12 protein-coding genes are annotated in these 13,562 nt (G+C 69.0%); 7 read left to right on the top strand and 5 right to left on the bottom strand.

Annotated features, from left to right (window positions below):
- Position 1: 1 nt before the first annotated feature.
- The 3 genes from hydA to BJEO58_RS07805 form a co-directional block, all read right to left on the bottom strand.
- Complete coding sequence (hydA, locus tag BJEO58_RS07795) at positions 2–1,435, bottom strand: dihydropyrimidinase (RefSeq protein ID WP_101588903.1); 1,434 nt, start codon at positions 1,433–1,435, stop codon at positions 2–4.
- A gap of 75 nt (positions 1,436–1,510) precedes the next feature.
- Positions 1,511–3,001: an NCS1 family nucleobase:cation symporter-1 gene (locus BJEO58_RS07800; RefSeq protein WP_180951872.1), complete on the bottom strand. Its 1,491-nt coding sequence runs from the start codon at positions 2,999–3,001 to the stop codon at positions 1,511–1,513.
- A 289-nt stretch (positions 3,002–3,290) separates the two neighbouring features.
- On the bottom strand, positions 3,291–4,199 hold the full coding sequence (locus BJEO58_RS07805; protein WP_101588905.1) for a LysR substrate-binding domain-containing protein: 909 nt from the start codon (positions 4,197–4,199) through the stop codon (positions 3,291–3,293).
- A 204-nt stretch (positions 4,200–4,403) separates the two neighbouring features.
- On the opposite strand from BJEO58_RS07805, the gene BJEO58_RS07810 reads away from it, so the two are divergent.
- The 3 genes from BJEO58_RS07810 to BJEO58_RS15425 are packed head-to-tail and all read left to right on the top strand — an operon-like array spanning position 4,404 to position 7,497.
- Positions 4,404–5,402 carry a putative F420-0 ABC transporter substrate-binding protein gene (locus tag BJEO58_RS07810; RefSeq protein WP_101588906.1) on the top strand — a complete coding sequence of 333 codons (999 nt, stop codon included), beginning with the start codon at positions 4,404–4,406 and terminating at the stop codon, positions 5,400–5,402.
- A gap of 2 nt (positions 5,403–5,404) precedes the next feature.
- Positions 5,405–6,481, top strand: coding sequence for a putative F420-0 ABC transporter permease subunit (locus tag BJEO58_RS07815; protein WP_308297863.1), 1,077 nt, complete (start codon positions 5,405–5,407; stop codon positions 6,479–6,481).
- Positions 6,481–7,497: an ABC transporter ATP-binding protein gene (locus BJEO58_RS15425; protein WP_101588908.1), complete on the top strand. Its 1,017-nt coding sequence runs from the start codon at positions 6,481–6,483 to the stop codon at positions 7,495–7,497. Before BJEO58_RS07815 ends, BJEO58_RS15425 begins: the two co-directional genes overlap by 1 nt.
- Here the strand turns inward: BJEO58_RS15425 and BJEO58_RS07825 are convergent.
- Positions 7,422–8,420: a TIGR03557 family F420-dependent LLM class oxidoreductase gene (locus tag BJEO58_RS07825; RefSeq protein WP_101588909.1), complete on the bottom strand. Its 999-nt coding sequence runs from the start codon at positions 8,418–8,420 to the stop codon at positions 7,422–7,424. The two genes, BJEO58_RS15425 and BJEO58_RS07825, sit on opposite strands and share 76 nt — an antisense overlap.
- 45 nt (positions 8,421–8,465) lie before the next feature.
- On the opposite strand from BJEO58_RS07825, the gene cofE reads away from it, so the two are divergent.
- Positions 8,466–9,290, top strand: a complete 825-nt coding sequence (gene cofE, locus BJEO58_RS07830) for a coenzyme F420-0:L-glutamate ligase (protein WP_101588910.1) — start codon at positions 8,466–8,468, stop codon at positions 9,288–9,290.
- Entirely contained in the window at positions 9,287–9,982 is a 696-nt protein-coding gene (cofC, locus tag BJEO58_RS07835; protein WP_101588911.1) for a 2-phospho-L-lactate guanylyltransferase, read from the top strand. The genes cofE and cofC overlap by 4 nt, the downstream gene beginning before the upstream one ends.
- Here cofC and cofD read toward each other — a convergent pair.
- Complete coding sequence (cofD, locus tag BJEO58_RS07840; RefSeq protein ID WP_246075880.1) at positions 9,948–11,108, bottom strand: 2-phospho-L-lactate transferase; 1,161 nt, start codon at positions 11,106–11,108, stop codon at positions 9,948–9,950. The two genes, cofC and cofD, sit on opposite strands and share 35 nt — an antisense overlap.
- Before the next feature lie 332 nt (positions 11,109–11,440).
- Between cofD and BJEO58_RS07845 the strand changes: the two genes are divergently transcribed.
- Complete coding sequence (locus tag BJEO58_RS07845; RefSeq protein ID WP_101588961.1) at positions 11,441–12,283, top strand: nitrilase-related carbon-nitrogen hydrolase; 843 nt, start codon at positions 11,441–11,443, stop codon at positions 12,281–12,283.
- 96 nt (positions 12,284–12,379) lie between these two features.
- A complete protein-coding gene (locus tag BJEO58_RS07850) occupies positions 12,380–13,408 on the top strand; it encodes a TIGR03842 family LLM class F420-dependent oxidoreductase (RefSeq protein ID WP_101588912.1) in 1,029 nt (342 codons plus the stop codon).
- The last annotated feature ends 154 nt before the right edge of the window (positions 13,409–13,562 follow it).

A 13,562-nucleotide genomic window follows, 5' to 3' on the forward strand; every position in this document is an offset into this window, starting at 1 on the left:
ATCAGGTGAGGTACTGAGACGTGCCGCGCTTGAGGTACTGGCCGTCTCCCTTGCGCCCCAGGTACTGATCGTTCTGCACGACGATCTTGCCGCGGCTCACGACCGTGTCGACCTTCCCGTCGATCTCGAAGCCCTCCCAGGCGGAGTAGTCGATGGCCATGTGGGCGGTGTCCGCGCTGATCTTCGTGTGGCCGTCGGGATCGTAGACGACGATGTCACCGTCCGCTCCGGGCTGGATGACACCCTTCCGGCCGTAGAGGCCGAACATGCGGGCCGGAGTGGTGGACGTGATCTCGACGAACCGCTCCAGCGTGATCTTCCCGTCGACGACGCCCTGGTACAGGAGGTCGAGCCGGTGCTCCACCGTGCCGAACCCGTTGGGGATCTTCGAGAAGTCGTTCGCCCCGAGCTCCTTCTGCTCCTTCATGCAGAACGGGCAGTGGTCGGTCGACACCATCTGGATCTCGTTCGTCCGCAGCGCCTTCCACAGGAAGTCCTGATGACCTTCGTGCTTGGAGCGCAGCGGCGGCGAGGCCACCCACTTGGCACCCTCGAACTCCCCGCGTTCGGCGCTGTGGGCGCCCAGCTGGTCCTCGAGACTGAAATAGAGGTACTGCGGGCAGGTCTCGCCGAAGACGTTCCCCCCGCGGCCGCGGGCCTCGGCGATCTGCATCGCGGCCTGCTTCGCGGTGACGTGGACGAAGTACAGCGGGCAGTCCGCCACCTCGGCGATCATGATCGCCCGGTGGGTCGCCTCCGCCTCCAGCTGCCACGGACGTGTGAGGCCGTGGTTGATCGGACCGGTCTCGCCCCGCTGGAGCGCCTGCTCGACGAGGACGTCGATGACCGACCCGTTCTCCGCGTGCATCATCATGAGGGCGCCGTTGTCCGAACCCTTCTGGAAGGCGCGGAAGATCTGGCCGTCGTCGGACAGGAAGACGCCCTTGTAGGCCATGAAGAGCTTGAAGCTCGTGACGCCCTCGTCGACGAGCTCGTCCATGGCGGTGAGCGATTCCGGCTGGATGTCGGAGAGGATCTGGTGGAATCCGTAGTCGATGGCGCAGTTGCCCGCGGCCTTCTCCTGCCACAGGTTGTACTGGTCGAGCACGCGCTGGTCCGGGTACTGGGTGATGAAGTCGATGATCGTCGTCGTGCCGCCGTAGGCGGCCGCGCGCGTCCCCGTCTCGAACGTGTCCGACGCGAACGTCCCGCCGAACGGCATCTCCATGTGGGTGTGTGCATCGACGCCGCCGGGCAGCACGTACTTGCCGGTCGCGTCGACGACCTGATCGACGTTCCTCTTCAGATCGGAGCCGAGCAGCTCGGAGCCGGGCGGCAGGACGCCGACGATGGTCTCGCCGTCGATGAGGACGTCCGCCTCGACTCTGCCGGTCGTGTTGACCACGGTCCCGCCCGTGATGAGTGTGGTTGTCATCGTGACCTCCTGTGTCGGTGCTTCATCAGTGGCTGTCCTGGTGGCTGTCCTGGATGTGTGCGGGCAATGGGATCGTCAGCCGGCCGTCGCCGGCTCCTCGGCGGGCGGGTCGGCGTGCTGCGCGGTCGGTGCGTCGTCGGGCAGGACGGGTGAGGGCGCCGTCGCATTCAGGAGCGCGTACGCGAGGCCGCCCACGAGGATGCCCGCCGGCCACGCGAACGGCACGGCGTCCGACCAGGCGGGGACGAAGGTGAGGAGCAGCGAGATGCAGCCGCCCACGACGAGGGCCGCGATGGCGCGGGGGTTGTAGCCGCGGCGGTAGTAGTAGATGCCCTCGGGGCGGTCGCTGAAGAGTGACTCCGTGTCGAGCCGCTTGCGGCGCAGCAGGTAGTAGTCGACGGTGATGATGCCGAACAGCGGTCCCATGAACGCGCCGATCCCGCCGATGAGCTGGTTGACGATGACGGGGTTGGAGAACAGGTTCCACGGGGTGACGACGACGGCGAGCACGGCGACGAGTGTGCCGGCGCGGCGGAACGTGAACCATTCGGGGCGGATGTTGATGAGGTCGTACACGGGGGCGACGAAGTTGCAGATGATGTTCACGCCGGCGGTGGCGACGGACACTGCGATGATCGTCACGAGCAGGACCGTCACGTTGTCGATGGCGCCGACCAGCTCGACCAGGTCGCGGGTCTCATCGCCGTACACCTCGTGGGCGGAGAGGGCGATGATGACGGAGACGATGCCGAAGAGGGACGCGTTGATGAGCAGGCCCAGCGCATTGCCGCGGCGCACGGACTGCTCCGTGGGGGCATTGCGGGTGAAGTCCGCGAAGTTGAGGGAGGGTCCCGCCATGTAGGCCGCGACGATGAACGCGGCGGACGCGACACCCAGGACCTGTCGTGCACCGGAGGGGACCTCGGCGGTCGTCACGAGCGACAGGTCGATCGTCCAGCCCGCCCGGGCGAGCATCCAGACCGCCAGGGCGAACACTGCGATCCAGATCGTGGGGCCGGCGAAGTCGGTGAGGCGGCGCACCGTCTCCAGTCCCGACAGCAGCACCGCCCACTGGAGCAGCGACAGCACCAGGAAGCAGATCCAGCCCAGGGTGGACAGCCCGAGGAACGAGTCGTCGGCGAGCACCGCGGTGCCGGGGGCGATCTTGAGGGCGAGGATCATCACCGCGGCGGACGCCAGGTAGGTCTGGATGCCGTACCAGAACACCGCGACGACCGCCCGGAGGACCGCGGGGATGTTCGCGCCGAACACGCCGAACGCGGCGCGGGCGAACACCGGGAACGGAACGCGCTCGCGCTGTCCCGCCACACCGGTGAGGTTGTTGAGGTAATAGAGGATGACCGCGCCCAGGATGAACGCGATCATCGCCTGCCAGCCGGAGAGCCCGAACGCGAAGAGGCCGATGGCCATCGTGTATCCGGCCATCGAGTGCCAGCCGGCCATCCACCAGTTGAAGAGGTTGAGCGTCTTCCACGTGCGCGTCGCCGACTCCGGTGCCAGATCCTTGTTGTACAGCCTGGCGGAGCGTTCGGGTGCACGGGACATCGTCGGCCTCTTTCCGGGTGGGGGCCAGTCCTGGTGGTCCGGAGGCAGCGGGGAGTCCGGAGGCATCCTCGGTGATGCCCCGGCTGCGACTGCATGTCGCGGCCCACGCCGTCTTCGGCAGGTCCGGTCGGAGGTCTCCATACTCGCGGCTGGAGTGTGACGTGTCTAACGAACAGTTGTGGACAGGCTCACCACTGAAATCGATGAGCCGGGTGCGCGGCGGGTCCCGGCGTGCGGTCCCGGCGTGCGGTCCCGCCGACGGTACGAGCCGGATCCGACGGACCGAGGATCAGTCCGCCGGGGGCAGGTAGTGGACCTCGCACGCACGGATGAACGCCTCGGCGCGGCGGGTGAGGCGCATGTGGGCGGGCCGCACGACGACGACCTCGATGCCGGGCAGCTCGTCCTGGATGGGGAGCGCGACGAGGTGCGCGCCGGAGTACGTCGCAGGGGTGGGGTGCTGGTTGAGCAGCGCGTACCCGTGCCCCATCGCGGCGAAGGACCGGACGGTCTCGTAGTCGTTGAAGCGGTAGCGGACGTGCGGTGCGACGCCCACCAGGCGGAAGAGCTGGTCGTAGTAATCGCGGGAGTAGGGCAGGTCGAGCTGGATGAAGGGCTCGTCCGCGAAGTCGGCGAGGCGGACGGAATCGCTGCCGGCGGCCGGGTGGTCGGCGGGCACGAAGACGTGCGGGCGGACGCGCTCCAGCACGCGGGTCTCGAACTCGGATCCCAGTCCGTGGGCGTACATGAGCGCGACCTCGCACGCTCCGCTGGTGAGCGCTCCACGCACCACCTCGAGATCACCGGCGATGAGGTCGACGTCGACGCCGGGGTGCTGCTCCTCGAACGTCGTGAGGACGCGGGGGAAGCGGAACGGCGCGATGGGGGCGTACACGCCCACGGTGAGGGCTCCGCTCAGCGTGCCGCCCAGCAGCGACCCCTCCTCGCTCAGTGCGGAGGCGCCCTCGAGGAAGGCCCGGGTCCGCGCCGCGAACTGGCGACCCGCGGAGGACAGTGTGACGCTGCGGTTCGGGTGGCGGATGAACAGCTGCACGCGCAGACCGCGCTCCAGCTGCGCGATCGCCGTCGACACTGCGGACTGCGAGACGTGGAGCTCCTCCGCTGCGATGCGCATGCTCTCGTGGTGGGCGACCTCGCTGAAGTAGCGCAGCTGGTTGAGCGTGAACGGGAACTCCATAGACCGATCCTGCCATGTCGTGCGGTCCGCCGTGTGCGGGGATCTTCCCTCCTCCGGCTCCCGTCGAGTACGATCCACTGGCAGTGGAACGCTCTGTCCACGGATCCGCCCCGTCATGGGTGGCCAGCGGCTGTCTTCGCCGCCGGAACGCGGTCGTGCTCTTCGACCGGTCTTCTCCGTCCGACGATGTGTCAAAGAGGACTCATGCGTTCATCCCGCCGTGCCCCTGCCCTCCTCGCCGCTGCCCTGACGCTGTCCGCCTGCGGCGGTGAAGCCGCTGGGCCCTCCGCAGCAGAGGCTGCCCCTTCGGCCGATCCTGCGCACGCCGGCTATCCGCTTGCGATCGACAACTGCGGTACCGATGTGGAGGTGGCGCAGCCGCCCCAGCGGATCGTCACGATCAAATCCTCCGCCACGGAGCTGGTGCTGTCGCTGGGCCTGGGCGATCGGCTGGTGGGAACCGCGTTCGCGGACAGTCCTCTGCCCGGATCCCTGGAATCCGCTGCCGCCGGCGTGCCCGAACTGTCCGACGGCGCCCCCTCCCAGGAGGCTGTGCTGGAGCTGGAGCCGGACCTCGTCTACGCCGGTTGGGAATCCGCCTTCTCCGCGGACGGTGCGGGGGAGCGTGGATCGCTCCACTCGTTGGGCGTCGGCACCTACGTCTCGCCGGCAGCGTGCCAGGGCGCGGGATACAAGCCGGAGAAGCTCGACTTCGAGGCCGTCTTCGACGACATCCGTGAGGCCGGTGAGCTCTTCGATGCGCAGCCGGCGGCGGACGAGCTGGTCGCACAGCAGCAGCAGGTCCTCGACTCGGTCGAACCCGTGGACGGCGCCCCTGCAGCGCTCTGGTACTCGTCGGGCACCGATACGCCGTTCGTCGGCGGAGGCACGGGCGCCCCGGCGATGATCATGGAGCGGCTGGGGATGGAGAACATCGCCTCCGACGTCGAGGACACGTGGACCAGCCTCAGCTGGGAGGTGATCGCGGAGCGGGATCCCGAGGTCATCATCCTCATCGACGCCGAATGGAACACCGCCGAGGACAAGATCCACAGGCTGGAGAGCAGCCCGGTCACCTCCGAGCTGCGCGCGGTCCGCACCGGCAGCTATCTGCGTCTGCCGTTCGCGGCGAGTGAGGCCGGCGTGCGCAACGCCGAGGCGGTCGCCGAGCTCGCGGAGCAGCTCGAGGCCCAGCGCGGATGATCGTGAACGGGACGAGGCTGCGGCTGGTGAACCGTGCGGGCACCGGTCGGATCGGCAGGCCACCGGTGCGGGGGCCCGCCGTGGCCGCTGTCGTCGGCTGTCTGCTGGTCGGCGCCCTCATCGTGTCCGTCTGCACCGCTGTGACGCTGGGCCCCGCTGACATCACCGTGGCCGACGTCGCGGCGAGCATCCTGTCGCGGGCAGGATTCGCCGACCCCGGTCTCACCATGATCGAGGAGGGGATCATCTGGGATCTGCGGATGCCGCGGGTCCTCGCCGCCGCACTGGTCGGCGCAGGTCTGGCGCTCTGCGGAGCCGTCATGCAGGCGACGACCCGCAACCCGCTGGCCGATCCGTACCTCCTGGGGCTGTCCTCCGGAGCGTCGGTCGGTGCGGTCGTCGTGCTGCTCATCGGCGTGCAGACCCTGCTGCCGGTCGCCGCGTTCATCGGTGCGATGGTCGCGCTGCTCGCGACGCTGGGCCTGGCGCAGCTCGCCGGAGGGCTCACCCCGGCGCGCACGATCCTCGCCGGGGTGGCCGTGTCGTCCCTGGGCGGGGCGCTCACGAGCCTGCTCATCTTCTGGCACGCCCAGGGCGATTCCTACCGCGACATCCTCAGCTGGCTCATGGGGTCGCTCAGCGGCGTCGGGTGGAGTCAGGTGGCGATGGCGGCCGTGGTGCTCGTCGTCGTCGGAGCGCCCATCGCGGCCTCGGCGCGACTGCTCGACGCCTTCGCCTTCGGGGACGCTGCCGCCCAGGCGCTGGGAGTGAGGGTCTCAACGGTCCGGTGGCTGATGCTCGCCGCCACCGCGGTGCTCACGGGGGTGCTCGTGTCGATGAGCGGTGCGATCGGCTTCATCGGACTCGTGCTGCCGCACGCGGCGCGGCTGGTCGTGGGCACCGGCTACCGCACGCTGCTTCCGGTGTCCGCGCTCGGCGGCGCGGTCCTGCTCATCTGGGCCGATACCGCCGCGCGGACGGCGTTCGATCCCCGCGAACTGCCGGTGGGCATCGTGACGGCAGTGATCGGCGCTCCGATCTTCGCGCTGCTCCTGGCGGGTCGGAGGGAGAACCGCTGATGGCACTCGCACACGACGAGCTCACCGTCGAGGGACTGACGGTCGAGCTGGGCGGCGCATCGATCGTGCGACAGGTGAGCGTCTCGCTCCCCGCACGTGCGGTGATCGGTGTGATCGGACCGAACGGAGCGGGCAAATCCACGTTCCTGCGGTCGATCGCGGGGGTCGTGCCCGTCACGGCCGGATCTGTGAGCTGGGAGGGGGAGGACCTCCTGCGGATGTCCTCACGGCGGCGGGCCCGACTCCTCGCTCTGGTCGAGCAGAATGCCCACACCGAGGAGCAGCTGACTGTCCGCGAGGTCGTCGAACTGGGCCGTGTGCCGCACCAGCCGGTCTTCCGATTCGGCGGCTCGACGCCCGAGGACTTGTCCCGGGTGACCCGCGCGATGGACATCGCGGAGTGCTCGCAGTTCTCCGAGCGGAGGTACACGACCCTGTCCGGGGGCCAGCGGCAGCGGGTCGGCCTGGCCCGCGCGCTGGCGCAGGAGCCGCGGCTGCTGCTGCTCGACGAGCCGACGAACCACCTGGACCCGCACGCGGAGCTGAGCATCCTCCGCCTCCTGCGGACCCTCGCGGACGAGGGGACGACCGTCGTCACGGCCCTCCACGACCTGTCGCACGCCGGACGCGTCTGCGATGCCGTCATCGTGCTGCGGGACGGAGCACTCCACGCTGCCGGCGATCCGGTGTCCGTGCTGACGCCGGACACCATCAGGCGGGTCTACGGCGTCGACGCGGACGTCCTCCGCCACCCGCGGACCTCAGCGCCGGTCTTCGCACTGAGCCTGCCGGACGAGTCTCCGCCGGATGAGTGTCCGCCGGATGAGGCTCTGCCGGAGGCGTCTCCGCGGGACGAGCCTCTGCTGGACGAGCCTCTGCTGGACGAATCCCTGTTGGACGAATCCCTGCCGGCAGGATCCCTCGCGGCCGGGGTCGGCGGTCAGGGGATGCGCAGCTCCGGCAGGACCTTCGTCCCGAACGCTTCGAGCCACGCACGCTGGTCCTCACCGACATGATGGAGATAGATGCGGTCGAAGCCCATGTCGATGTGCGACTGGATGTACTCGCGATGCTCGTCGAGGTCCGGCGAGATGAGGACGTGCCCCTCGAAGTCCTCGGTCCGCACGTTCCGGGCGAGCTGCTTGAAATCGTAGGGAGAGCGGACATCGGACTTGCGGAACGGCATGGCACCGATCGGCCAGCGCTCGACGGCCTGGCGGGTGGCATCCTCCGCGGTCGGCGCCCACGAGTGGTGCAGCTGGATGACCTTCGGCATCGTGCGCGCGTCCCTGCCCGCATCGCGTGCGCCCTCGGCGAAGCGCGTGAGCAGCTGCGGCACCTTGTCTCCCGGGGCTCCCACAGTGATGATCCCGTCCGCCGATCGGCCGACCCGCTTCGCCGTGACCGGTCCGGATGCGGCGACCAGGACCTCGGGCGCGGTGTCCGGCATGGTCCAGAGCCGTGTCGACTCCATCGTGAAGAACCTCCCCGCGTAGCGGATGTCCCGGTTCTGGAGCGACCCCGTGAACAGCTTCCGGATGAGGTCGACCGCCTCGAACATGCGGTCGATCCGTTCGGGGGCCTCCGGCCAGTACGTCGCGACGACGTGCTCGTTGATCGCCTCCCCGGATCCGATGCCCAGCCAGTGCCGGCCGGGGAACATCGTCGCCGTCGTCGCGGATGCCTGGGCGACGACGGCGGGATGCCAGCGGAAGGCCGGTGTCGTCACGCCGGGCCCCAGGTCACCCGCAGTGCGCTCTCCGATCGCACTCAGCACGCTCCAGACGAACGGGGCGTGACCCTGCTCAGGGGTCCACGGCTGGAAGTGATCCGCGGCCATGACGCCGGAGAAGCCGTGCCTCTCGGCCTGCACGGCCAGTTCGACGGCAGTGCGCGGATGCGTGTGCTCGAGCCGCAGGGACAGACCGATCGACACCATTCAGACCTCCCAAGGCAGCAGTGAACAGGACATGAGGAGCAGTCCATGACCCTACAGATCTTCGCACTCACGGGCATCGGAGAGATCCGACCCGGTGATGACCTGGCGACCCTCATCATCGATGCGGCGGACGGAGCGCTGCGCGACGGCGACGTCGTATCGGTGACCTCGAAGATCGTCTCCAAGGCAGAAGACCGCTACGTGCAGGCCGCAGACCGCGAACAGGCGATCACCGACGAGACCGTCCGAGTCGTCGCCAGCCGCGACGTGCCGGGAGGCGCCGTCCGCATCGTCGAGAACCGCCTCGGCATCATCGCTGCGGCTGCCGGAGTCGACAGCAGCAGCGTCCCGGTGGGCACCGTGCTGCTCCTGCCGCTGGACCCGGACGCGTCGGCGCGGCGGATCGTGGAGCGGATCCGTGCGCGACTGGGCGTCGCCGTGGGGGTCGTCATCACCGACACGCTGGGGCGCGCGTGGCGGGTCGGACAGACGGACGCGGCGATCGGGATCGCCGGCATGGACCCGGTCCTGGACCTGCGGGGGCGGTTCGACGAGTACGGGCAGGAGATGAACGTGACGGTGACTGCGGTGGCCGACGAGATCGCCTCGGCCACCGATCTGGTCAAGGGCAAGGCGGCGGGCCGTCCGGTGGCGGTCGTCCGGGGGCTGGGCGACCTCGTGGACCGGGAGGATCCGGGCACCGGGCGGCAGTCGGTCGACCGAGAGGCGGGCCGGAGCGAGCAGACGCATCCCCGGAGTGCGAGGACCCTGCTGAGGCCGCGGGAGGACGACATGTTCCACACGGGCGCGGCCGAATCCTGGTCCGCCGGGTACGCGGCAGCGCTGCGCGAGCACGGGATCTCGCCGTGAGAGGGACCGACGCGGGAGCGCTGGACGCGCTGCGGTGGGATCTCATCATCCCGGTCAAGCGGCTCGAACGGGCGAAGACCCGGCTGGAGGGCCTGTCCGTCGCGTGCAGACGCCGGCTGGCCCTGTCCTTCGCGGTCGACGCCGCGACAGCCGCGCTCGCCTGCGCACGGGTGAGGCGGGTGCTGGTGGTGACCGCTGACCAGCGGGCCGCGGCGGAACTGAGCCTCAGGGGCGCTGTCATCGTCGAGGAGACCGGGGACGCGGGGCTCAACTCCGCGATCCGGGAAGCGGCCGCGGCCGTCCGCCGGGAGGAGCCGCTGCGCCGCGTCGCCGTCATGACCGGAGACCTCCCCGCTGCGACGAGTGCGGAGATCGATGCGGCGCTCGCCTCCGCGGAGCCCGCTCGTCGGGCGGTGCTCGCGGATGCCGACTCCACGGGGACGGTGCTGCTCACCGCGAACCCCCTGGCCGGTCCCGAGGCGCCCTCCCCGGTCCGGCTGCGACCCCGGTTCGGGGAGGGCTCCTGTGCGCGGCATGAGGAGGCCGGCCACCGTCTGCTCTGCGGAGACCATCCGGGCCTGCGGCGCGATGTCGACTCGCGGGCGGACCTCGATGCGGCCCGTCGCCTGGGCGTGGGGGCGACGACGGCCGCGGCGCTCAGCGAACCGGGGTCCGTGCTCCTCGCGGGATGAGTGGGGTGCCGCGCTGGCCGTGCCCCGCCGGCCGAGCAGCGCCGGGGGTGATGCGATCCGCCAGTTCGTGCACTGCTCGCGCCATGTCCGCGGTGAGGGGATCCGAATCCATCAGCAGAGGCACGGCCAGGCAGCGGATTCCCGCTGCCTCCACGCGGGCGACGGAGTCCGCGTCACCGGAATCGACGAGCCAGCCGTCCAGCAGCCCGCCCTGGGCGCGGGATCCGAAGTGTTCCGCGACGCCGGCGGCCGACACCTCCGCACCGACCGCCCGCAGGCACTGCGACGCCATACCCAGAACGTGCGTGCTCCCGATGATCGGCGACAGTCCGATGACGGGCGCACGGGCAGCGCGCAGCGCGCTCCTGATGCCCGGGATCGCGAGGATCGCCCCGATCGAGACGACCGGGTTGGACGGGGCGAGGATGATGAGCTCAGCGTTCTCGATCGCCTCGAGGACGCCCGGCGCGGGTGCGGCGCCCTCGGCTCCGTGGTGCAGGAATCCTCGGGCGGGAAGACCCGCCCGATGTCGGACCCACCACTCCTCGAAGTGGATGGTCTCGTCTGTCTGTTCCCCGACGCGGACCCGGGTCTCCACCTCGTGCTCGGTGGCCGGCAGCAGCGTGGCGCCCAGATCCCACCGGGCGGTGAGCTCGCGGGTGACGCGCGCAAGACCCGTGCCTGCCCGCAGCATCTCGGTTCGTGCGATGTGCGTCGCGAGGTCGAGGTCACCCAGGGTGAACCAGTCGATTCCCACGCCGTAGTCGAGGAGCTCTGCGCTCACCCGCTCCGACTCCCCGGCGCGTCCCCAGCCCCGGTCCGTGTCGTTGACCCCCGCCAGCCCGTACATCATCGAATCGAGGTCGGGGCACACCCGCAGCCCGTGCATCCACATGTCGTCACCGGTGTTGACCACGCAGGTGACGGCGGGCGGGTCGCAGCCGCGGTCCGCACCGCCGTGTTCCGCGCCGCCGTTCTCCGCACCGCCGGATCCGACCTGCTGGAGGCAGTGCCGCAGGCCGCGGGCGAACTTCGCGCCTCCCACACCGCCCGACAGCATCGTGATCCTGCGAGGCGCGGGCGTGTCCGCGTGCTGCTCTGCCTGGACGACGTCGACTGCTCCCACCGGTGCTCCTCTTCGTAGGCGGCGCGTGCCAGTCCGGATTCTATGCGGGAGGTGGTCGGCACGGGGCCGATCGTGGGAGCTCGACCGGGCTCCACGCTCACGGATCCGGGTGCGTCGGAGGTGCATTGAGGGCTCATCGATTTCAGTGGCGAGCCTGTCCGGAACTCGATGTTAGACAGGTCACACGATGGTGGGAAGGATGGGGCCATACCGTCAGCACCGCGATGATGCGGCTGATTCCCACCGGGAGCCGATGAAGGCCGCCACCGAGCTCCTCTCTGAGGCTTCCCCGGCCGGCGCACGACGACGTGCCCGACAACGAGGAGGACATCATGGTTCGCGTCGCAGTCACGCAGACCACCTGGACCGGCGACAAGGAGTCCATGCTCGACAAGCACGAGCAGTTCACCCGCGATGCCGCAGCGCAGGGGGCCGAGGTGATCTGCTTCCAGGAGCTGTTCTACGGCCCGTACTTCGGGATCACGCAGGACAAGAAGTACTACGCGTACGCCGAACCGGCTAACGGGCCGATCGTCCAGCGGTTCGCCGCGCTCGCCGAAGAGCTCGGCATCGTCACGATCCTCCCCATCTACGAGGAGGCGATGCCGGGCGTCTACTACAACTCGGCAGTCGTCGTCGACGCAGACGGCACCAACCTCGGCACGTATCGGAAGAACCACCTGCCGCACGTGGCGAGCTTCTGGGAGAAGTTCTACTTCCGTCCCGGCAACCTGGGGTGGCCGGTGTTCGACACCGCTGTCGGGCGTATCGGGGTCTCGATCTGCTACGACCGCCACTTCCCGGAGGGATGGCGGATGCTCGGCCTGGCGGGTGCGGAGATCGTCTTCAACCCGAACGCCTCCAAGCCCGGTCTGTCGAACAGGCTCTGGGAGCTGGAGCAGACCGCGGCCGCCGGCGCGAACCAGTACTTCGTCGCAGTCTCCAACCGCGTCGGGCGGGAGGACAACGAGTACGGAGAGCTCGCCGTCGACTTCTACGGCTCGTCCTACGTCGCGGATCCGAAGGGCAACTACGTGGGAGACGTCGCCTCCTCCGAGCACGAACAGCTCGTCATCCGCGATCTCGATCTGAGCTTGGTGCGCGAGACCCGCGATGACTTCCAGTTCTACCGGGACCGCCGTCCCGACACCTACGGGTCGATCACGGCGCCCTGAGCAGCGGCGACGGTGCGGCATCGGACTGCGGCCCTGCGCTGACGGGGCGAGTGCTCGCCATCATGTGGATCCAACAGAACCGAAGGAGCATCACCCATGGATTTCGGAGTCGTCATCCAGGCCAATCCGCCTGCAGCGAGAACAGTCTCCCTGGCGAAGAAGGCGGAGGAGCACAAGTTCAGTCACTTCTGGACCTATGATTCCCACATCCTCTGGCAGGAGCCGTATGTCCTGTACTCCCTGATCCTCGATCAGACGAAGCGCATCACGGTCGGACCGATGGTCACCAACCCCGCGACGCGCGACCTCACCGTGACGGCGTCGACGTACGCCACGCTCAACCACCATTTCGGCAACAGGACGATCTGCGGGATCGGACGGGGCGATTCATCGCTGCGGGTGATGAACAAGAAGCCCGTGACCCTGCGGGAATTCAGGGAATCCATCGGCATCATCCGCGAACTGTCGAATTCCCGGTCCGTGAGTATCAATGACGCGGAGATCCGTCTGCCGTGGTCGGAGGACTCCGAGCTGGACGTGTGGGTGGCCGCGTACGGACCGAAGGCACTGGCGATCGCGGGCGAGACGGGCGACGGATTCATCCTGCAGTGCGGTGACATCGAGATCACCGAATGGATGATCCGCACCGTGCGTGAGGCGGCTGCGGCTGCGGGACGCGACCCGGACGAGGTGGACATCTGCGTCGCGGCACCGTTCTACGTGACCGACGGCAGCGAAGAGCAGTATCGGCATGCGATCGACCAGTGCCGGTGGTTCGGCGGGATGGTCGGCAACCACGTCGCAGACATCGTGAAGCGCTACGGGTCGGACGGGACGGTCCCGCGTGCGCTCACCGACTACATCGAGGGCCGTGAGGGCTATGACTACAACGACCACGGCCGATCGGGAAACAGCCATGTGGACTTCGTCCCCGATGAGATCGTGGAGCGGTTCTGCGTGATCGGGACGCCGGAGCAGCACGAGGAGAAGCTGCGGGAGTACGAGAAGCTGGGTGTCACGCAGTTCGCGGGGTACCTGGACCATGACAACAAGGAGGAGACCCTGCGGGTCTATGGGGAGCGGCTGATCCCGGCGTTCACGAAGCGGGTGCAGGCGAAGTCCTGACGGGCGCGGGCCGGGCTCCGATCCGGAGCCCGGCAGATGTCCGCCGCCCGTGACCACGCAGCAACTCCCCTCTGACGTCCCGGCATTCGGAAGGACCACGAATGCCGTGAGGACGTCCGAGACGTCACAGATGTGATGGATGTGCCTTCGGCAT

Origin of the sequence: Brevibacterium jeotgali, from assembly GCF_900169175.1 — a bacterium.
In the GTDB taxonomy this organism is placed as follows: domain Bacteria; phylum Actinomycetota; class Actinomycetes; order Actinomycetales; family Brevibacteriaceae; genus Brevibacterium; species Brevibacterium jeotgali.

Excerpts from the sequence above, each read along its gene's own strand:
- hydA (WP_101588903.1), bottom strand. The coding sequence starts at position 1,435 with ATGACAACCACACTCATCACGGGCGGGACCGTGGTCAACACGACCGGC.
- BJEO58_RS07800 (WP_180951872.1), bottom strand. The coding sequence starts at position 3,001 with ATGTCCCGTGCACCCGAACGCTCCGCCAGGCTGTACAACAAGGATCTG.
- BJEO58_RS07805 (WP_101588905.1), bottom strand. The coding sequence starts at position 4,199 with ATGGAGTTCCCGTTCACGCTCAACCAGCTGCGCTACTTCAGCGAGGTC.
- BJEO58_RS07810 (WP_101588906.1), top strand. The coding sequence starts at position 4,404 with ATGCGTTCATCCCGCCGTGCCCCTGCCCTCCTCGCCGCTGCCCTGACG.
- BJEO58_RS15425 (WP_101588908.1), top strand. The coding sequence starts at position 6,481 with ATGGCACTCGCACACGACGAGCTCACCGTCGAGGGACTGACGGTCGAG.
- BJEO58_RS07825 (WP_101588909.1), bottom strand. The coding sequence starts at position 8,420 with ATGGTGTCGATCGGTCTGTCCCTGCGGCTCGAGCACACGCATCCGCGC.
- cofE (WP_101588910.1), top strand. The coding sequence starts at position 8,466 with ATGACCCTACAGATCTTCGCACTCACGGGCATCGGAGAGATCCGACCC.
- BJEO58_RS07845 (WP_101588961.1), top strand. The coding sequence starts at position 11,441 with ATGGTTCGCGTCGCAGTCACGCAGACCACCTGGACCGGCGACAAGGAG.
- BJEO58_RS07850 (WP_101588912.1), top strand. The coding sequence starts at position 12,380 with ATGGATTTCGGAGTCGTCATCCAGGCCAATCCGCCTGCAGCGAGAACA.